Here is a 20,074-nt window from a genome sequence, read left to right as displayed (position 1 = left end):
GTCGACATGGCGATGTCGGATCGTGGTTGCAGTTGCAGCTAAAGCACGCGCAGCGACAGTTGCAGTTGCAGTTGCAGTTGCAGTTGCAGTTGCAGTTGCAGTTGCAGTTGCAGTTGCAGTTGCAGTTGCAGTTGCAGTTGCAGTTGCAGTTGCAGTGGCTTTTGAAGTTGCCGTTGCTTTTAAGTCCCGTTGAGCGCGCCGTGTCAGCGGTGCCCGGAGCGGGAAAAGGTGCGGCGTCTGTCTGAGTCAAGCGCAGCTTGGCGAGTTTAGCCGCGCCCCGCTCCGGGTATCGCTGACACGGGAACCACCGCGCAGCGGGGGCGCGATCATCGGGTCGCCTTTTTTGGTTACTTTTTTGGCGAAGCAAAAAAGTAACCCGGCCGCCGGGACGGACTCCCGGCTTGTCTCCACGGCAGTGCAATCGCGTTGCGTCACCCGGCAACGCACGGGCAGCACTGTCGGTGTTGTTGTTGAAGTTCGTATTGAAACTTCAAACTTCAAACTTCAAACTTCAAACTTCAAAAGCAACTGCTGCTTCGCAGTGACGTCTTTACGGCGGGTGAAGCAACACGATCTCACTTTCGTCATGACCAGGCCGGGAGTTCGCCCCGGCGGGCGACCTACTTCTTTTGCTTCGCCAAAAGAAGTAGGCAAGAAAAGGCGACCCGGTGATCGCGCCCTCGCTGCGCGAGGGTCCCCGTGCCGTCGATGCATGGAGCGGGGCGCGGCTAAACTCGCCAAGCTGCGCTTGGCTCAGACAGACGCCGCACCTTTTCCCGCTCCACGCACCGACGGCACGGCGCGCTCAACGGGACTTAAAAGCAACGGCAACTTCAAAAGCCACTGCAACGGCAACTGCAACTGCAACTGCAACTGGAACTGCAACGGCAACGGCAACGGCAACGGCAACGGCAACGGCAACGGCAACGGCAACGGCAACCGCAACTGCAACTGGAACTGCAACGGCAACTGCAATTACGTCCCGACATCGCCATGTCGACCATATTCCATGATTCACATTCGGTGAATGTCCCTTCGGGATATTCACACTACGGCTGAGGCAGGAGGGCCGCCCGTGACCAACCCTGGTCAGGCCGCTGCCAGGCTATGCGCCGGCGCCTCCTCCAGGCAGTTGCGCAGGAAAGCCTCGAACATCATCACGGTATAGATCGGCGCGGTGTAATCACGCCGGCCCGACTGGTGCTGCTCTACCATGTCCTGCAAAAAGCGCATGTTGAAGATGCCCGTGCCGGCCAGCGTAGGCCCCAGCAAGGCCTGCTTCACGCGCTCGCGCAGCGGGCCGCGGAACCAGCTTGCCAGCGGAATCGAAAAGCCCATCTTGTCCCGGTACAGCACATCATGCGACAGATGCGGCTCCAGCGACTTCTTCAGCAAATACTTGCCTTCCTGACCGCGCAGCTTCAGCGACGATGGCACGCCGGAAGCCCATTCCACGAACTCATGGTCCAGCAGAGGCACCCGCACTTCCAGCGCATGGGCCATGCTGGCGCGGTCGACCTTGGTCAGGATGTCGCCCGGCAGCCAGGTCTTCATGTCCACATACTGGATCAGCGACAGCGGATCGTCGGTCGGGCTGTTGGCCGCATGGCCGCGCATGACCTCGATGGCGCTGTAGCCCTGCAGCGAGCGCTTGAAGCCGTCGGAGAACAGCTGCGCCCGGACCCGGTCCGGCATCACCGACACGCCATGGAAATAGCCTTCCACCAGGTCGCGCGCCAATGCCTCGAACGTGGTCTTGGCGCGGAACATGCGCGGCGCCCAGTCCGCCTTCGGATAGACATTGCCGAGGAAGCCGAACACGGGCTTCCTGAGCGAGGAAGGCAGCACCGAGCGCACCCGCTGCTCCGCCATCGCATACCGGTAACGCCGGTAGCCCGCGAAATTCTCGTCGCCGCCATCGCCGGACAGGGCCACGGTGACGCGCTTCCTGGCCAGTTCGCATACGCGGTAAGTCGGAATGGCGGAGCTGTCGGCATAGGGTTCATCGTAGAGCCGGGCCAGCGTGTCGATCAGGCCATAGTCATCCTTGTCTACGACTTCGCGGTAATGCGTGGTCTTGTACTGCCGCGCCACTTCGGCTGCATATTCCGATTCATCGTAGGCCTGGTCGTCGAAACCGATCGAGCAGGTGCTGACCGGCTCGTCGCTCATGCCGGCCATCATCGCCACCACTGCGCTGGAGTCGACGCCGCCGGACAGGAAAGCGCCCAGCGGCACGTCGGCCACCGTGTGGCTCTGCACCGCGTCGCGCAGCTTGACGATCAGTTCCTGCTCGGCTTCCTCGGCCGACATCGGCGCATGCGGCTTGAACGGCACGTCCCAGTATTGCTTCTGGGCCGGCAGCGTGGCCGCGCCGGCCTTTAGCGTCAGCATGTAGCCCGGCTGCAGCTTGAAGGCGCCCTTGAAGATGGTGCGCGGCTCGGGCACATAGCCATAGGCGAAATAGTCTTCCACCGCATGCGGGTCGAGTTCGCGCGACAGCCCCGGTATCGACATCAGCGCCTTCAGCTCCGAACCGAACAGGAACATGCCGTCGTCCAGCAGCGCGCAGTACATCGGCTTGATGCCGAGCCGGTCGCGCGCCAGGAACATGGTCTGCTTGTTGCGGTCCCACAGCGCGAACGCGAACATGCCGCGGAAGCGCTGCACGCAGGCCTCGCCCCACTCTTCCCAGGCATGCACGATCACCTCGGTGTCGCAGCGGGTGCGGAAGGTATGGCCCAGGCCGGTCAGCTCATCCATCAGCGCGACGAAGTTATAGATCTCGCCGTTGAACACCAGCACCACGCTGTGGTCCTCGTTGAACAGCGGTTGCTGCCCCGACGACAGGTCGATGATGGACAGGCGACGATGGCCGAAGCCGATGCCCGCCTCGCGATGCACCCCGCCCTCGGTCGGGCCGCGGTGGTGCTGGGTTTCATTCATTCGCGTCAGCTGTTGCAGGTCGATGTCGCGCATCTGGCGCATATCGAAGATTCCGACGATTCCACACATAGTCAGGCCTTGCTGGTTCTGGTTTTCATTGCGCGCAGGGTGTCGTACAAGCCGGCATAACCGGCCACCATGGCGGCGATACTGTTGCTCTTCTCTACCCGCTCGCGGCCGGCGGCGCCGTGGCGCGCGGCGAGCTGCGGGTCTTCCACATAAACAGCCAGCGCCCTGGCAAGCGCCTCGGCGTCCGACGGGGGCGGCATCAGGCCGGTGACGCCTTCCTGCACCACTTCGGGTATGCCGCCCACTCGGGATGCCACCACAGGCAAGCCGCATGCCATGGCTTCGAGGATGGTGACCGGCGTGCCTTCGGCAATCGACGGCAGCGCGAACACGTCGAAGTCGGCCATCAGTTCGGCGATGTCGGTGCGCGAGCCGGGCAGCCACACCACGTCCTGCAAGCCGGCCGCATCGACCTTTTCGCGGATGCGCGGCAGCAAGGGCCCGTCGCCGATGATGGCCAGGCGCAGCCGGCCGGCATCCTCCGGCAGGATTTCGCGCAGCCGGAGGAAGGCATCGATCAGGCCGCTGTGGTTTTTCACATCCTGGATGCGGCCCACCGTGCCGATCACGAATTCGCGGCGCGGATAGTCACGCTGGCGCGGCGCGAAGCGCTCGGTATCGACACCGTTGGCGATCAGCAGGGTCTTCGCATCCGGCACGCCGACCACCTGGCGCAGCCAGCGCTGCAGGTCGTCCGACACCGGGATGTAGCGGTCGATGAACGGGGTCACGCCGCGCCGCAGCAGGTTGTGCTTGCGGTTCAGTCCATGCGGGTCAGCCGCATCGCGGCCATGCTCGGCATGCACCCGCACCGGCACGCCGGCAAGCGCGGCGGTGCAGGCATATTCGACGGCGGCCAGGTTGTAGCTGTGCAGCACGGCTGGCTTCAACTGACGCAGCAACTTCCACAGTTTCAGGTGCGTGCCCAGCCCCAGCCCGGGCGGCTTGTCCAGCGCGATGATCTGCACGTCGTCGCGGCTGATCTTCCTGGCAAATTCGGTGTAGCCGGTCAGGCAGACGATCGCATGCCGGTACTGGCGCGCCGGCATGCGGTTGATGCATTCGGCCACCAGGGTTTCCAGCCCGCCGAAGTCGAAGCGGTAGATCAGATGGACGACCAGAGGCGCGGCACTCATCGCTTCGACACCATCAGTGCGCCCGGTTTGCATTTAGCGTCGCCTCCAGCGAAGGCAGTTGCGCGGCAATGAAGCTGCGCAGCGCGGCGCGTGCGGCGTCCGGATTTTCGTCATAGCGGGCATAGACCAGGATGCCGGCGCCATCGTCGCCGCGCATCAGCAGGCGCTCCTTGGCCTGCAGCAGCTTGCCCAGGTAATCGTTGGCGGTGAAGCCGCCATCGATCCAGTACCACTGCCAGGCCACTAGCGCGCCGTCCGGTCCTCGCAGCCGGGTTTCCCGCACCTGCAACTGCCGCCCATTGATGTCCTCGATGCGCGCCGAAGAGCCGGTACGGCGCCATGGATCGGTCTCGACATCGCCTACCAGCTGATTGGTCGAGCTGATCAATCCGGCGCCCTGCGGCTGGTTTCGGTAATAACGCACCATCAGCCCGACCTGCTGGCCATCCTGCGCTTGCACCTGGTTCAGCGTGGCGGCTGCCTTGTTCAGGCGCGGTGTCCAGACAGTGAACGGCTGGCCGGCCGCCCAGGCTGGCTGCAGGCCGGAGAGACTGGGCGCGGCAGCCGATTCGTTGGCGCGCAGGGTGAAACCGGCGTACAGGGGCCAGAATGCCAGGCAGGCAACCACTGCTGCCGCAGCCGCCGCCACCTGCACCGAACTGGCGGCGCTGGCGCCATCGCGGCGCACCGTCTCGGCATCGGCCTCATCGGCGGCGCTGATGTCCTCGCGCCAGCGGCTGCCCAGCCAGAACATGATGAACATCACCAGCCCGAAGAACAGCCAGCCGTAGATGATGTGATCCACGCCCGTGGCCAGCTCCATGCCGGACAGATGCCCGATCATCACGATCATGTAGGCGCGCAGGCCATTGGCGACGATGGGCACCAGGATGGAGATCAGCACGAACAGCAGTTGCCGCTTGCGCGAGCGATAGGTCAGGTAGGCATACAGGCAGCCCAGCGTCAGGGAGGCAATCAGGTAGCGCACGCCGCTGCAGGCTTCCACCACCGACCAGTTGCCGGTGGGGATGGAAAAATTGGTGCCGTCGCGCAGCACCGGAATGCCGGTCATCTGCAGAGCCCAGACGGTGAAGTCGGCGGTGACGTTGATCAGCGGATCGATGAACACCTCGCCGAACGGCACGGCCAGCAGCACATAGGCCAGCGGAAAGGCAATGGCCCAGGAGATGCGCAGGCCGCATACCACCACGACGGTGAGCGGCAGCATCGCGGCGAACGCATACTGCCGCACCACCTGCACGTCGCCCATCTCGGCCAGCAGCCAGCCGAAGCCGCACACCGCCAGCGATAGCAGGGCCGGCCAGTAAGGCTGCGGCGACATCTGCATCAGCGTCGTGCGCCGCTTCCAGATCAGCCACAGGCTGATCGGCAGGATCACGTAGCCGTGGGCAAAGGTTTCCGAGCTGTTCCAGATCGCGACGATGGAACGCGCCGTTGCCGCGTAGATCAGGAACGGCGCCAGCACCGCCACGGCGATGGCAATGGTCTTGAGCATGTCGCGGGGCGCGGCGCGGGTTTCGGTCAGGAGCATGTGGACGCAGTTCTCGATTGATGGGAGGGGATGTCCAGCAGCGCGTCGACCCGCGACATGTTGACGTCCCAGTTATAGCTGGCTTCCACCTGCGCGCGTGCCGCGCGTCCGAGGTCGGCCGGCAGTTCATCGAGCGCGTCGCAGGTCAGGCCGACGAATTCGGTGGCATCGCTGGCCAGCAGCAGATCGCGGCCGGCCTGTGCGCTGATGCCTTCCAGCGCCTGCGGCGACACGATCACCGGCTTGGCCATGGCCATGGCTTCCAGCACCTTGTTCTGTATGCCGCGCGCGATGCGCAGCGGCGCCACCGATATCTGCGCGTGGGCCAGATAGGGGCGCACGTCGGGCACGGTGCCGGTGACATGGATGCCGGGCCGCTGCCCCAGCGCCTGCACCTGCGGCGCCGGCCGGGAGCCGACGATATAGAAGCGCGCCTGCGGATGCCGCTGCAGGACGCCAGGGAGCACCTCGTCGGCAAACCATTGCACCGCATCGACATTGGGCCAGTAATCCATGGCGCCGGTGAAGACCATGACCGGTCCGCCTTCCGGATACGGATTGTCGAAGTCATGCATCGGCGAGAAATAGCTGCTGTCCACGCCATTGCTGAACCAGCCGATGCGGGCCTGGCTTTCCGGCGCCAGGCCGGAAAACAGCGCCGCTTCCTGCGCCGAGACGAATAGCGACGCATCGAAATCCCGCGCCACGCGGCGCTCGTAGCGCAGCAGCTGCCTGCCCTCGCGGGCATACACCCGGTTCATCGGCCAGGACTTCTGCACCGCATACTGGCTCCACTTGGCGGAATCGACATCGACGAAGTCGATCACCTTGCGCGCATAGCGCTGCGGCTCGACGAATTGCGCCATTACCGACGAGAACACCAGCACCCGCGACACCGGCAGCTTGCGATGCAGCCGCGCCACCCATTCCGACAGCGAGCGGCTGCGGTAGTAGTCCAGGCTCAGCGGCCGGTTCGACAGCAACGCGGTCGCGCTCATCACGCGCGCGCGGCGGCTGTCCAGTTTCACGAAATGGGTTTCGCCACACAGCTTCTTGACCGCGTCGACGTACTGCCAGTCAGCCGGATCATCGATGAAGGTGCCCAGATGCACCTGATAGCGCTCGGACAGGTGCCGCAGCAGATGATAGGAACGGATCTTGTCGCCCTTGTTGGGCGGGTAAGGAATCCGGTGCGCCAGGTAAAGGAGATGCTCCACGGTTCAGCCCAGGTTCTTGACGATATGCGGGCCGATGAGGTTGGCAAGCGCGATCGGCATCTTCTGCCAGGTGCGTATCATCAGCTGGTACTTGGGATTGAGCGGATTGGTGTCCGGCACCTCGGTGGCGCGCACCAGCTTGTACTCATAGTGCAGCGGCGTCGGCTCGAAGCCCCAGTTCTTCTTGAAGTCGTGCGAGCCGGTGCCCTTCTTGCTGCGCCCGAAATCGAAGATGCGGTAGCCGCGGGTGCAGGTGCGGCGCATCAGTTCCCAGTACATGAAGTCGTTGCCGGCGACTTCCCGCGCTTCCGGCATGCCGCCGCCGTAATAAGGCAGCACTTCGTCGCGGAAATAGAAGCTCATCACGCTGCTGATCAGGCCGCCATCCTTGGTGATGGTCATCACCTCGCAGTCGTCGCCGAAAGTCTCCTTGAGCAGCCGGAAATACTTCTTCGAAAAGACCGGCGTGCCGAGCCGGTGCACGCTGGTGGAATAGGCGGTGAAGAAGCGGTCCACGTTGGCATCGATCTCGCTGGCCAGGCCGGCCTTGATGCCCTTGCGCACCATCGCGCGCTGTTTGCGCGGGATGGCGTTCATGTTCTTTTCCGGGTCCGGGTCCATCTCCTTGCGGAAGGTCACGTACAGGTCCTTGGCATGCCAGTCGGCATGGCGCGGCGCGACGTTGTGATATTCCAGATGGCCCACCTGCAGCTTCGCTGCCAGTGCCTGGGCTTCGCGGTCGAGCGCATCGGCCACGGCATCGGACGTGGCGGCCGGGCCGCCATAGACGCAGAACGGCAGCGAGCCCAGGGAATGCCCGAACAGGCGGCTATTGATTTCGGCCAGCGGCAGCACGCCCTCGATGCGGCCATCCACCTCGGCCAGGTAGAAATAGGTCTTGTGGCCGAAGGCCTGTTCGATCACCTTCTGCCAGCCTGCGCGGTGAAAGAAGCTGGCTTCTGGGCAGTTCAGCACGAACTCATCCCAGCGCGCCGCATCCTGCGGCTGCATCAGGCGGATCTGTGGCGCGGCGTGCGCCGCGTTGGCCCGTGCGCGGTCCTGCGATGCTTCGATAATGGCGCTCATGATTTATGCAAGAAAATGTTGTCCATGCGATCCCACTGGAAGTCGCGGGTCAGTGCCCGCAGACGGGTTTCCATGCGGTCCAGATTGACGTAATGGCGGAAGCGGGTCTTGAAGCCCACGCCATGCTGGCGCGGCTGTCCCGGATCGATTTCCCAGGGATGAAAGTAAAAGATGCCCGCCTGCCTGTCGTCGCGGTTGACCTTGTCGATGAACCAGCGCGACAGCGCATACGGAAAGAAGCGGAAGTAGCCGCCGCCACCCGCCGGGAAGTTGCGGTCCATCACCCGCACCGTGGTAATCGGCACTTCCAGCAGGCCGTCCTCGCCGTTGGGATAAAACGCAAAGCGCGGCGCATCGGGCATGCCGTAATGGTCATGCTGGATAGGATAGATGCTGGAGCTGTAGCGGTAGCCGGCGTTGCGCAGCGTATCCAGCGCCCACAGGTTACGGGTGCCGATCGAGAAGCTGGGCGCGCGGTAGCCCAGCACCTGCTGGCCCGAAATATCTTCCAGCAGCGCCTTGCTGCGGCTGATGTCGTCGCGGAATTCCTCGGCGCTCTGGTCGGATGCGCGCAGATGCGCATAGCCGTGGCTGGCCAGCTCGTGGCCGCCATCGACAATGGCGCGCACCACCTGCGGATAACGCTCGGCGATCCATCCCAGCGTGAAGAAGGTGGCCTTGACGTCGCGTTCCTTGAGCAAGGCGAGGATGCGCTCCACATTGCGCTCGACGCGGCAATCCATGCTGTTCCAGTTTTCACGCGGGATATGGGGCGCAAAAGCCGAGACCTGGAAGTAGTCCTCGACGTCGATCGTCATTGCATTGCGAATCGGGCCTGATGCCGCCTGCCCTTGCGCGCCTGAATGTGTAATGCCTGTCTGCATGGTGTACTCCTGTTCCCCGCCACAGGCGCTGGCGCCGGACAGGGAGCTTTTTAATCAGGTATCAGATTTTCGACGTCGAGATCAGCCGCTTCAGCACATCCAGCACCGAGGTGACCGAACGCTCGATCTTGGACAGTCTCTCGTCGAGGTGCTCCATGCTCTCGGCCGTGGTGTCGGCAAAGCCGCGCGGCATGCCGCCGGCGTAGGCCGGCAATGCGCTCATTTCCGGCGGCGGCGGCGTGAACTCTTCCTGGATGTCCTTGATGACTTCGCCCACCTCTTCCGCATTGAACTGATGCAGTTCTTCGAGATAGCCCATCAGGAACAGCCTGTCGCACAGGGTGTTGATCTTGCGCGGTATGCCGCCCGAGTAGTCGAAGATGGCCGCATAGGCTTCCGGCGTGATCACCGGATCGCCCTTCCAGCCTGCCGTTTGCAGGCGATGCTCGATATAGGCCTGGGTCTCGGCGGCATCCATCGGCCCGAGATGATAGGTGGCGATCACGCGCTGGCGCAGCTGCTGCATGTCTTCGCTGTGCAGCGTGCGACGGAATTCCGGCTGCCCGAGGAGGAAGGTCTGCAGCAGCGACTTCTCGTTGGTCTGGAAATTCGACAGCATGCGCAGCTCTTCCACCGTCTGCGGCGTCAGGTTCTGCGCCTCGTCCACCACCAGCAGCACCCGCTTGCCCTGCTTGTCGCTATAGCGCAGGAACTGCTCGAACCGCGCCAAGAGGCCGGTCTTGCTCGGGTCGTCGAAAGGCAGGCCGAAGGCGGCCACGACCGAGCGCAGCGTGTCGTCGGAGTTCAGGTGGGTGTTGACGATCTGGGCCGCAATGATGCGGTTCGACTCGAGCTTGCGAAACAGGTTGCGCACCAGCGTGGTCTTGCCGGCGCCGACTTCACCGGTGATGACGATGAAGCCCTCGCCTTGCGACAGTCCGTACTCCAGGTAGGACATGGCGCGCTTGTGGCCCTTGCTGCCGAAGAAAAAATTCGGGTCCGGCCGCAACTGGAAGGGCTTGGCATGCAGCCCGTAAAAAGATTCATACATCGATGTAGTTTCTCCGCTATAACCGCATGGTCAAGTAAGCCGAAATCGCGTTCTCGCGGAAATCGGTTCCTGTCTGGCTGTAGGAGCCCTGGTAGCGGCGCAACTCGACCGTGCCGGTGGTTTTTGGCGACAGCTGATGCGACAGGCCCAGCGTGACGAGCGTGTTGTCGTCGGTGCGGTTGCTCAGCAGCGAGGTGGTGCGGTAATAACGCGCATTCAGGTTCATCGAGGTCGATGGCGTCAGCCGCAGATTCCACAGGCCGCTCACGCCGCGCTGGCGCGATTCGTCGATGAATAGCTGGTTGCTGGCGGTAAGCAGGCCGACGTTGTCGGACACGCCCGTCTGCGGACGGCGCAGGGTGTTATACACCGACACCAGCACCGTGGACTTGCCGGTGTTGAGCGCCACCGAGCCCTGCAACCGCTTCTGCAAGAAGAAGCGGTTGGACAAGCCGGCATTTGGGTTGGCCAGGGTTGCAGGCAGATTGGTGGCGCGGATGAATGCCTCTACCGCCTGCGCGCGCGCCGTCGGGTCGGCGATGGTCGCAGAAAACACCTGGTCAAGGAAAGCGGTGGTGCTGATCGATCCGGAATCGACCAGCTGCTGCTGGGTGGTGGTGATGTCTTCGTTGTAGCTGACGTTCCAGGTCGTATAGCGGCTGCGGTGAATGCCGTTCAGGCTGTACGTATCGCCAAAGAAGCGGCGGCCGGCGGTGGCGGCCAGGCTGGTGCGTGACGACGGCCTCCAGTCGAAGCCGACACTCCACGATGCACCCCTGGGACCGTCGTTGATGCTCTGGTAGGTATAGCGCTCATAGCCCGCCGAGCCAGTCAGGCTGAGCTGATCGGTCAGCTTGTAGCGCAATACGCCATTGAGATAATCGTTGTCGACCGAATTGAGCGAACTGTAGCTGCTATGGCGGCGCGATGCCGTCACATCCCAGCTCACAAGGCGGAATGCCTCGCCGCTGTTGACGAAAAGATTGAGAAGGTCGCTGTTGTAGTTGGAAAAGCCGGGGGTGTCGCTGCTCAGACCCTGGTGGGTATAGCGCGCTTCCGCCTGCGCCACGGAACCATAGCGTTGGCGGACATAGGGACTGATCGAATAGGTGCGCACTTCGCTGCGGTTGTTGATCGCATAGCTGCTGTTGATTGCCTGCGGTCCGTACGGCGAGGTGCTGAGATTGGTGATGTTGGCCGTGCCATCGATGAACAGCAGGTCGTCGACCAGTTGCGCGGTGCCTCGGGCATTCAGATAGTTCTGCAGATTGCTGCTGCCGACATCGTTGCTGTAGGTAACGCCACGCGCCTGATAGGTGGCCTGAAACTGGGAACGGCGGCCAAGGCCGTTCACGGCAAAGCCCGGCATGACTTCGGTCACGAATGACGATTGCTCATTGCCCGTCGGCGCCAACCGGATGTTGTCGCTATAGGTTTCGCGCAGCGTCAGCGTCGGGGTAAAACGCCAGTCAGCAGCCAGCGCGGGCGCTGCCTGCATACCCAGCACGGCCAGTGCGGCCAGCGCTGCGGGACGACGCACGAATTCTTTGCAAGTGTGACGCGCCATCAGTTATATCCATACCCATAGCTGTTGCCGGAGAAGGCCTTGGTCTTGTTGTAGACCAGGCTGACATTGTTGTCGCTGCCGAGCTGTCGCAGCGCGTCCTTGACCGCATGCTGCGTCGTGGTTTCGGCCTCGACCACCATCACGATCTGTCCCATGTGGCTGGCCAGCACCTTGGCCTCGGTCGTCATCAGCAAGGGCGGCGAATCGAAAATCACGATACGGTCCGGGTAGCGGCGCGCGATATCATCAAGCAGGTTGCTCATCGACAGGCTGGCCAGCAGCTCGGTGGAATTCTTGTGCGGCTGTCCTGCCGGCAGGATGCGCAGCGTATCGACATTGGTGCGCAGCATCACGTCCGACAGGTCGAGCTTGTCGTTGAGCAGCACATCCATCAGGCCTTCGGTGGCTTCGATGCCGAGGTAGCGCGGCACCGACGGACGCGCCACATCGGCGTCGACCAGCAGCACCGTATGGTCCATTTCCATCGCGATGCTCATCGCCAGGTTGATGGCGCAGAAGGTCTTGCCCTCGCCCGGCAACGCGCTCGTCACCATGATCAGGTTGTTGTGGCGCTCCACGCCGCCGCCCTTGGACAACGCGTGCTTGATCAGGGGACGCTTGATCATCCGGAACTCCTCGGCCACAGGCGTGCGTCCGCCTTCCGGCGTCACCATGCCCAGCCGGTGCAGTTGCTCCAGGTTGATCTCGACGCGCCGGCTCGGCTGGCCGCTCGGCTGCCGCATGTCTGGCATGGGCTCGTGCTGCGGCGCGTAGGCGACCGCCGCCTCCATCACGGGGTCATGATGGCCGAAGTCGCGCGCCAGCGGGTTGTCGATATCATGTACGAGTGGCTTGTCCACCTTGTTGCGGTCAAGCCGGCCAGCGGCCTTTTCAATAATGCTCACGCTTTCTCCCAATCGTATTCAATGCAATGCATCCGAAGCTGTTGCAGCGGCGACTCGCGCCGCGCCAATGTCGTCATCACGTCGTTAGCAGCATGCGCGCCATCACGCCTGCATACAGCGTGATCAGCACCGCCAGGGAGGCGCCGAACGCGTAGAAACTGCGCTTGCGCTTCGCCCTCTCATGGTCGGTCCAGTTCATCGAGACCGAGCCCAGGATAGGCAGGCCGGTCGATTCGCGCAGTCCATGCTGGCTGAGGTAAGTCGGACGCAGCTGGCTCATCAGCAGTGCAATTGCGATGCCGGCAATCAGGGCGCCGACGAATACCAGGGAAGCCAGTCGCAGGCGATTTGGGCCGGCAGGCGTCAGCGGCACGGTTGGCGGATCAACGACGCGGAACTTCACCATGTCGGTGGTATTGGACAGGTCGCCGGACAGTCTTGCCGACTCGCGGCGAGCCACCAGCTGGGAGTAATTCTCCTTGTTGACCTGGTAGTCGCGGTTCAGCTGTGCCAGCTGGGTTTCAAGTTCCGGACCGTTGACGCTCTGCGCCTTCAGGCGGTCGTAGCGTGTGGTGTATTCATCCACCCTGGCGCGCATCGATGCCACCCGCGCCTCGGCGGTGGACAGCGAAACATTGAGCTGCTGCAGCATCGGGCTGTAGCTCGCGCCGCGGTCGCCGCCCGGCTTGGCGGTCTTGGCCTCTTCTGCCTTCTGGGTTTCCAGCTGCTTGATCAGCCGCTTGGTCGATATGATGTCCGGATGCTGCTCGGTGAACTGCATGCGCATCGTATCGAGGTTCTTCTGCAGCGTCAGGATGCGCGCATCCAGTTCAGGGTTGACTGCCACCGCGCCGTTCGGTCCGGTGCCGTTGCCATAGATCTGGGTCTGGATCGCATTGCGCGCCTGTTCCGCCTCGCGCAGGTCGAGCCTGGCCTGGTTCAGCGCATCGCTGGCGGCCTGCACCTGGGTGCCATAGTCGCCGCCCTGGGGCAGCGAACCGCTGTGCTTGATCTTGAAGTCCTTCAGCGCATTCTCTGCGGCCACCAGCTTGGTTTCATAATTCTTGATCTGCTCATCCAGGAACTGGATCGCCTTGTCGGAATCGTTCTTCTTGTCGCCAAAGCTGCCCTCGACGAAGATCGTCAGCAAGGCCTGCACCACGTCCTTGGCCACGCGCGGGTTTTCATCGCTGTAGGAGAGCGTGTAGATGTCGTCGCGGCCGGTGCCGACGATCCTGATCTGCTTCATCAGGTCGTTGAGTAGTTCCTCTTTTTCCTTGGGCGTCTTGGCCCGGATGTCGAGGTCCACCATGCGCATAACCTTTTCCACATTGGGACGGCTGAGCAGGGTACGACTCATGATGGAAACCTGTTGCTCGACATTGGGCAAGGTGGTCATGCCGGCCATCAGCGGCTTCAGGATGCTCTGGGTATCCACGAAGACACGGGCCGACGCCTGGTAATCGTCGGGCAGCGTATATACGCGCACCCAGCCGGCGATTGCAATTGCCCAGGCGACGATCACAGCATGCCACCGATATTTCCATACGCCCTTTAACAGGAAGAGCACCTGGTTGATCGTTTCTTCCATTTCTACCTCTCCATCTATCTGCCGCTAACCGACGTCCTCGTGAATTTCATGTTGCATTGCCGCACGATCATTGCGGATGATGAAAAACCGGAACAACGGGTGAAATTATACGTTTGCCTACAAGGTCGCGACTTAACAAACTCTGTTATTTAAACAATTTGCGCCGCAACATTATGGCCATTTAAAAAACGATCGGGGACGCTGAATCAATCCGTAACAATTTATTTTAAGCAATTTTTCCTGCTGCATACGGAGTTTATTTCCTTACAGGAAGGGCTGCCTTGACCTTAGTCGTGTTCCGCGGCTGCGCGGCGACTCCGGAATGCAGCCCTTCATGCCTGCTGCGACTCTCGTCAGAAAAAGCTTTCCGGTATGACCAGGATGTCTCCCGGACGCATTGCCGCATTTGCCGACAGGTCGCCGCGCTTGATCAGATCATTCAGGCGAACCGAATAGGTTTGTTGCTTACCATCCACATTGCGCACGATAACTGCACGGTTTCCGGAAGCAAACTCAGTGACGCCGCCTACTGCAATCAGCACATCCATCAAAGACATGTTTTCACGGTACGGAAGAGCCTGGGGCTTGGCTGCCTGGCCGATCACGCGGATCTGCTCGCTGTAGGGACCAACGAATCCGGTCACGATCACGGTGACGATGGGCTGCTGGATGTATTTTTCCAGCGACTTTTCCATGTCACGGGCGAGCTGGGTCGCGGTCTTGCCGCTGGCATTCATGTCCTGCACCAGAGGCGTGGTGATCTTGCCATCCGGACGAACCGGCACGCTCAGCGATACTTCCGGATTGCGCCAGACGGTGATATTGACCGTATCGCCCGGACCGATCAGGTATTCATGCTTGGGCGCCTCGGTACGGTCGGCAGACAGCGATGGATAATCGGGCGTGGTGACGCAGCCGGTTAGTGCCAGCATTGCGCCGATCAATGCAACGCTGGTGGTCCGCCTGATGAGATGGGCTTGATTAAACTTCAATTGGTCTTCTCCTTGCTTTATGGGTAAATGCGCTCCGGGCGGATGCGGCAGGAAATCTGGTGATGGCTGTGAAGAGAAACGAAACTTGCCGTTCTGTTACGCGCGGTTAGCATGCCATAAACAAAAAAATTGGCATAGAGTAATTTTGTATTTTCGGCCACTTTCTGAGGACGATCAAAGCTGGGCTCCGTATGCATACAGGCCCAGCACTGCATCTGCGCTTTTTCGTCCACAAAAGTTCAGGAGCAAAGAAGCGGCGCAGGTTTAGTTCTTGACTACATTCGTCAGGTCAATATTTGTCTCGGTCAGGAACTTGTCCCTATCGGTCGTCGGCTCGCCACCTGGATACGAACGCACGCCACGGTATTTCACGTTGCGGCCGAGAATTGGATCAAACCAGACCGTGACGGTTTGCTGATAACCCCTGCCCGGCAACCGCAGATCCGTGCTGTTGGTTACGACAGTCCTGGTCTCGATGCTGAATGCCCTGAACACGCCACCGGCAGTAGTCACCTGCTCATAAGGTCCGACGACGGCGCTGAGCGTTTCCAGCTGGCTGTCCGGCGCGCAGGAGGTTGTCCAGCTGCTGCCATAAGTCTTGCCCTGGACCAATGGGAATGCGAGCAGTTTCTCTTCCGGGTTGAACAGCGCGTTCTTGCAGCCGTTCGGATCGTTGGCTGTTGCCTGGTAGCCAATACGATTGCCATCCTTATTGAAGTTAACTTTCGACATCACGACATTGCCCGGATTGGCAAAGTCCTCATCCCATCCAGCCGCGGTCAGCGCGGTAACGATGTGCGTGGACAGAGGGAACGGCACGGTAGTTCCGGCCAATGTCTTGTCGGTCTCGGCATAGGTGAAGCGATCGCCCACTTTCGGGGTGACTGCATTGAAGCTGGAATCGCTGCTGCTGACCGTGATGACGACGCCCGCCGTATTGAGCGGATTGGTCGATTGCGCAAAGACGCGCTTTGCAATCGTGTGCTGGGTCGTCGTGAAACGGGCACGGTAGTTCGTGCTTGTATTGGCCAATTCTGCCGCACTGGCGGCGCCGTTATCGGTCGTGAGTATGGTGGACGGCGCGTTGGCGATGATTTCCACGTCCTGTCCAGTGGTAATGCCCAGAACCTTGCTCTCGCCTGGCTTGACGACAAAGTTCGGGACATCAACGCCATTGATCCGAGCGGTGAGCTGGTATGCCACGCTCGTATCAAGGGTAGTGCCGCCGCCTCCGCCACCGCCGCCGCCGCCGCAAGCAACAAGCGATGCGCCCAGGAACGATATGGTCAATAATTTTAGTTTCATGGTTGTCTCTTTTTCCGAAAAAGTGTCTGCGATTTCATGCTCGAATCGCCTCCCCGCATGCCAGCGCGCTCCAGGGATCGCTCTGTCAGTGCTCAGCGCGGGTTCAGTATGTACAGATTTTTTGATACAGGCTTGAGGACAAACAATAGACTCTTCGACAACATTTGTATGTGCGGAAACCCACACAAAAACATTGTCGAAACGCAAATGCGTGATGAAAAGAAACGGAAAGAAAGAAAAGGAAAACCGAAGGCAAACAAAAAAGCCGACCAGTGATGGTCGGCTTTTCCAGGCAGACTTGCTGCCGCTATTCTGGTAGGCGCGAGTGGATTCGAACCAATGACCCCTACCATGTGAAGGTAGTGCTCTAACCAGCTGAGCTACGCGCCTGAAGCGTCAAGAGAGGATGGAGGCGGGGGTCGGGATCGAACCGGCGTACACGGCTTTGCAGGCCGCTGCATAACCACTTTGCTACCCCGCCATTGACTCAATGACTGTACTGCCTTACTACGTTCCAGCACATGCATGCATGCACCGGACTACTGCTTTCATCACCGTGCATTTCGTTCCAGCACGTCGACGGGCGTGATTATACGCATTTATCGACAGACGTACAGCCCAGCCAGACATTTTTATTCAGGCAAGAAAAACGCCTGAATATTTGCCGGATGTACATCAACCGACTCATGTTAGCCGCCCGCCGGAAACAAAAAAGGAAGTCCTCGCGGACTTCCTTTTCGAATCTGGAGCGGGAGAAGAGTCTCGAACTCTCGACCTCAACCTTGGCAAGGTTGCGCTCTACCAACTGAGCTACTCCCGCATTTCACCTACTACAACACACTGCCCTGCATTTCCGGAACCACTTCATCAAACACGGCCCCAGATTTATTCTGGAGCGGGAGAAGAGTCTCGAACTCTCGACCTCAACCTTGGCAAGGTTGCGCTCTACCAACTGAGCTACTCCCGCGTTTTTTCGAGCCGCCACTATAGACGATTCAGTAAATTTTGCAAGTAGGAATCTTCAAAAAATTTCTTTGGATCCACTTGCTTCCAGCTTTTTCCGGTAAAAAAAGAAGCCGGACAGGCCTCTTTCCAACGATACTTTGGAGCGGGAGAAGAGTCTCGAACTCTCGACCTCAACCTTGGCAAGGTTGCGCTCTACCAACTGAGCTACTCCCGCGTCACTGGAGAAGCCAGCATTATAGAGATTTGAACTTGTGTGTCAAGCACGCATCATTTTATTCCGGACGACTGGGCCCGCTCGGTCGCCTGTATCAGCGGCCACGCCTTGCGCAGGTAATAGAACATCGACCAGACGGTCAGCAGCGCGGCGATCACCAGCAGGATCTGGCCCCAGAAACCGGTGTCGATCGCGCCGAACAGCTCACCGTAGTACAACAGCATCGGAATGGCCATCATCTGCGCCGTCGTCTTGATCTTGCCGATCGAACTGACCGCTACCGATTTGGATGCGCCGATCTGCGCCATCCATTCGCGCAAGGCGGAGATGGCAATTTCGCGGCCGATGATGATGAAGGCCAAGATGGAATCGGCGCGGCCCAGCTGCACCAGCAGCAGCAAGGCGCCGGCCACCATCAGCTTGTCGGCAACCGGATCGAGAAAGGCGCCGAAAGCCGAGGTTTCATTCCAGCGCCGCGCCAGGTAGCCGTCGAACCAGTCGGTGACGGCGGCGGCGATGAAGATGGCGGTGGACGCCACGCCCTTGTCGAAGAGCGAGATCCAGCTGTCTGGCAGGTAAAACACGCCAACGATCAAGGGAATCATGGCGACGCGCAGCCAGGTGAGCAGAATCGGAATATTCAGCGGCATAAGTCAGTTCTTGTTGTAAAAGGTTGGCGGCGCGCGGACGCGGTGGCGGCGCAGGCCGTAATTTAATGGAGTTGCCGGTAAATGTCTTCCGCAAGCTGACGCGAAATGCCGTCGACGGATGCCAGGTCCTCGACGCTGGCGGCCATTACGCCGCGCAGGCCACCGAAGCGTGCCAGCAATTTCTGCCTGCGCTTGGCGCCTATGCCCTCGATTTCCTCCAACCGCGAGGTCTGGCGCGCCTTGGCCCGCTTGGCGCGCATGCCCGTGATAGCGAAACGATGCGCCTCGTCGCGAATCTGGGCGATCAGCATCAGCGCCGCCGAGTCGCGCCCCAGTTCCTGGGGTGCGCGGCCGTCGGCAAAGATCAGCGTTTCCAGGCCGACCTTCCTGCCCTCCCCCTTTGCCACGCCGACAATCTGGCTGATGTCCAGGCCGAGTTCCTCGAACACCTGGCGCGCCATCTCGACCTGTCCCTTGCCGCCGTCAACCAGCACGATGTCGGGCATCACGCCGTCGCCATTGGCCACCTTTTCATAGCGGCGCATCAGCACCTGGCGCATCGCCGCATAGTCGTCGCCGGGCGTGACATCGTTGATGTTATAGCGGCGGTATTCGCCGTTCTGCATCGCATGATGATGGAACACGACGCAGGAAGCCTGGGTTGCCTCGCCCTGGGTGTGGCTGATGTCGAAGCATTCGATGCGCAGGGTTTCGATGTCCTCGCTTTCGAGCGCCAGCGCCTCGACCAGCGCCCGGGTGCGCGCCTGCTGCGAGCCCTGCTCGGACAGCAGCCTGGCCAGCGCGATCTCGGCGCCCTTCTGCGCCATCTCCAGCCACTGCCGGCGCTGGCCCTGCGGCTGGAACACCAGGTTGATGCGATGGCCGCATTGCTCCATCAGCGCCACCATCAGTTCGGGTTCGTTCAGCTCCATGTTCAGCACCAGGGTGGCCGGAATGAACTTGTCCAGATAGTGCTGTGCCAGGAAGGCTTTCAGCACTTCCTGCTCGACCGGCTCGTCGCTGGCGTTCATGCCGTTTTCCAGATGCAGCGGGAAATAGGCGCGGTCGCCCAGATGCCGGCCGCCGCGCACCATCGCCAGATTGACGCAGGCGCGGCCGCCCTGCACCAGCACCGCGATGATGTCGATGTCGGCATCGCTGCCGGTCTCCATGGTCTGCTTCTGCAGCACCCGCGACAGCGCGCTGATCTGGTTGCGCACCGCTGCCGCCTGCTCGAAGTGCAGGTCGGCGGCATAGGCATGCATCTTCTGCTCGAGGCTGGCCATCAGTTCATTCTGACGGCCGCGCAGGAAGTTGGCGGCATTCTCGACGTCGGCCGCATAGTCTTCCTTGCTGATCAGGTTCACGCAGGGGCCGCTGCAGCGGTGGATCTGGTGCAGCAGGCAGGGCCGGGTCCGGTTCGCGAAGACCGAATCCTCGCAGGTGCGCAGCAGGAATATCTTCTGCAGGATCTGCATCGACTCCTTCACCGCCCAGGCGCTCGGGAACGGCCCGAAGTACTGGTTTTTCTTGTCCACCGCGCCACGGTAATAAGCCATGCGGGGAAAGTCCTGCCCGGTCAGTTTCAGGTATGGATAGGACTTGTCGTCGCGGAACAGGATGTTGTAGCGCGGCTGCAGCGTCTTGATCAGATTGTTTTCCAGCAGCAGCGCTTCCGCCTCGCTGCGGGTGACCGTGGTTTCCATGCGCGCGATGCGCTCGACCATCATCGCCGTGCGCGGGCTCGAATGGGTCTTCTGGAAATAGCTCGACACCCGCTTCTTCAGGTCGCGCGCCTTGCCGACATAGAGCAGATTGTTGTCACTGTCGAAATAGCGGTACACCCCGGGCAGATGCGGCAGCTTGCTGACCGTATCGAGGACGACGGTGCGTGGATCAGGGGTGGTCGGGTCGGACATCATTCATCAACAAATCCAGGTCGG

Annotated in this window: 16 protein-coding genes and 5 tRNA genes; 2 read left to right on the top strand and 19 right to left on the bottom strand. The window is 61.2% G+C overall.

Going from position 1 to position 20,074, the window contains the following annotated elements:
- Positions 1-26: 26 nt before the first annotated feature.
- Together ABC383_RS03200 and ABC383_RS03195 are read left to right on the top strand one after the other, a co-directional pair.
- Positions 27-245: a hypothetical protein gene (locus ABC383_RS03200; RefSeq protein ID WP_413011906.1), complete on the top strand. Its 219-nt coding sequence runs from the start codon at positions 27-29 to the stop codon at positions 243-245.
- A gap of 467 nt (positions 246-712) precedes the next feature.
- The gene (locus ABC383_RS03195) at positions 713-1,027 is read left to right on the top strand and encodes a hypothetical protein (protein ID WP_413011904.1); all 315 of its coding nucleotides are present in this window, start codon (positions 713-715) and stop codon (positions 1,025-1,027) included.
- Between the two features lie 62 nt (positions 1,028-1,089).
- On the opposite strand, the gene ABC383_RS03190 is transcribed toward ABC383_RS03195, so the two are convergent.
- The 19 genes from ABC383_RS03190 to uvrC all read right to left on the bottom strand — a co-directional run bounded on the left by ABC383_RS03190 (position 1,090) and on the right by uvrC (position 20,050).
- The gene (locus tag ABC383_RS03190; protein WP_413011902.1) at positions 1,090-3,015 is read right to left on the bottom strand and encodes an XrtA/PEP-CTERM system amidotransferase; all 1,926 of its coding nucleotides are present in this window, start codon (positions 3,013-3,015) and stop codon (positions 1,090-1,092) included.
- A 2-nt stretch (positions 3,016-3,017) separates the two neighbouring features.
- Complete coding sequence (locus ABC383_RS03185) at positions 3,018-4,184, bottom strand: TIGR03088 family PEP-CTERM/XrtA system glycosyltransferase (RefSeq protein WP_413011900.1); 1,167 nt, start codon at positions 4,182-4,184, stop codon at positions 3,018-3,020.
- Positions 4,165-5,703, bottom strand: a complete 1,539-nt coding sequence (gene xrtA, locus ABC383_RS03180) for an exosortase A (protein WP_413011898.1) — start codon at positions 5,701-5,703, stop codon at positions 4,165-4,167. The genes ABC383_RS03185 and xrtA overlap by 20 nt, the downstream gene beginning before the upstream one ends.
- The gene (locus tag ABC383_RS03175; RefSeq protein ID WP_413011896.1) at positions 5,694-6,920 is read right to left on the bottom strand and encodes a TIGR03087 family PEP-CTERM/XrtA system glycosyltransferase; all 1,227 of its coding nucleotides are present in this window, start codon (positions 6,918-6,920) and stop codon (positions 5,694-5,696) included. Before ABC383_RS03175 ends, xrtA begins: the two co-directional genes overlap by 10 nt.
- A gap of 3 nt (positions 6,921-6,923) precedes the next feature.
- Positions 6,924-8,006 (bottom strand): FemAB family XrtA/PEP-CTERM system-associated protein, encoded by a 1,083-nt coding sequence (locus ABC383_RS03170; protein ID WP_413011894.1) that lies wholly within the window; start codon positions 8,004-8,006, stop codon positions 6,924-6,926.
- Entirely contained in the window at positions 8,003-8,890 is an 888-nt protein-coding gene (locus ABC383_RS03165; protein ID WP_413011892.1) for an XrtA system polysaccharide deacetylase, read from the bottom strand. Before ABC383_RS03165 ends, ABC383_RS03170 begins: the two co-directional genes overlap by 4 nt.
- A gap of 61 nt (positions 8,891-8,951) precedes the next feature.
- Complete coding sequence (locus ABC383_RS03160) at positions 8,952-9,941, bottom strand: XrtA/PEP-CTERM system-associated ATPase (RefSeq protein ID WP_194713733.1); 990 nt, start codon at positions 9,939-9,941, stop codon at positions 8,952-8,954.
- A gap of 16 nt (positions 9,942-9,957) precedes the next feature.
- The gene (locus ABC383_RS03155) at positions 9,958-11,481 is read right to left on the bottom strand and encodes a TIGR03016 family PEP-CTERM system-associated outer membrane protein (RefSeq protein WP_413011890.1); all 1,524 of its coding nucleotides are present in this window, start codon (positions 11,479-11,481) and stop codon (positions 9,958-9,960) included.
- Positions 11,482-11,507: 26 nt separating this feature from the next.
- The gene (locus ABC383_RS03150) at positions 11,508-12,413 is read right to left on the bottom strand and encodes an XrtA-associated tyrosine autokinase (RefSeq protein WP_413011888.1); all 906 of its coding nucleotides are present in this window, start codon (positions 12,411-12,413) and stop codon (positions 11,508-11,510) included.
- Between the two features lie 76 nt (positions 12,414-12,489).
- A complete protein-coding gene (locus ABC383_RS03145; RefSeq protein WP_413011886.1) occupies positions 12,490-14,004 on the bottom strand; it encodes an XrtA system polysaccharide chain length determinant in 1,515 nt (504 codons plus the stop codon).
- Between the two features lie 353 nt (positions 14,005-14,357).
- Complete coding sequence (locus ABC383_RS03140) at positions 14,358-14,936, bottom strand: XrtA/PEP-CTERM system exopolysaccharide export protein (protein WP_413016226.1); 579 nt, start codon at positions 14,934-14,936, stop codon at positions 14,358-14,360.
- 324 nt (positions 14,937-15,260) lie between these two features.
- Positions 15,261-16,301, bottom strand: a complete 1,041-nt coding sequence (locus ABC383_RS03135; RefSeq protein WP_413011884.1) for a hypothetical protein — start codon at positions 16,299-16,301, stop codon at positions 15,261-15,263.
- A 313-nt stretch (positions 16,302-16,614) separates the two neighbouring features.
- A tRNA-Val gene (locus ABC383_RS03130) sits at positions 16,615-16,691 on the bottom strand.
- Positions 16,692-16,708: 17 nt separating this feature from the next.
- Positions 16,709-16,782: transfer RNA gene (locus ABC383_RS03125), tRNA-Cys, on the bottom strand.
- Between the two features lie 263 nt (positions 16,783-17,045).
- A tRNA-Gly gene (locus ABC383_RS03120) sits at positions 17,046-17,121 on the bottom strand.
- Positions 17,122-17,192: 71 nt separating this feature from the next.
- Positions 17,193-17,268 (bottom strand) — tRNA-Gly (locus tag ABC383_RS03115).
- A gap of 137 nt (positions 17,269-17,405) precedes the next feature.
- Positions 17,406-17,481 (bottom strand) — tRNA-Gly (locus ABC383_RS03110).
- Positions 17,482-17,534: 53 nt separating this feature from the next.
- On the bottom strand, positions 17,535-18,131 hold the full coding sequence (gene pgsA, locus ABC383_RS03105; protein WP_194713737.1) for a CDP-diacylglycerol--glycerol-3-phosphate 3-phosphatidyltransferase: 597 nt from the start codon (positions 18,129-18,131) through the stop codon (positions 17,535-17,537).
- A gap of 62 nt (positions 18,132-18,193) precedes the next feature.
- The gene (uvrC, locus tag ABC383_RS03100; protein WP_413016225.1) at positions 18,194-20,050 is read right to left on the bottom strand and encodes an excinuclease ABC subunit UvrC; all 1,857 of its coding nucleotides are present in this window, start codon (positions 20,048-20,050) and stop codon (positions 18,194-18,196) included.
- Positions 20,051-20,074: the final 24 nt, after the last annotated feature.

The sequence above is a fragment of the Noviherbaspirillum phoenicis genome (assembly GCF_047237965.1).
GTDB lineage: Bacteria > Pseudomonadota > Gammaproteobacteria > Burkholderiales > Burkholderiaceae_D > Noviherbaspirillum_A.
This window is presented reverse-complemented; position numbering and strand designations above follow the sequence as displayed.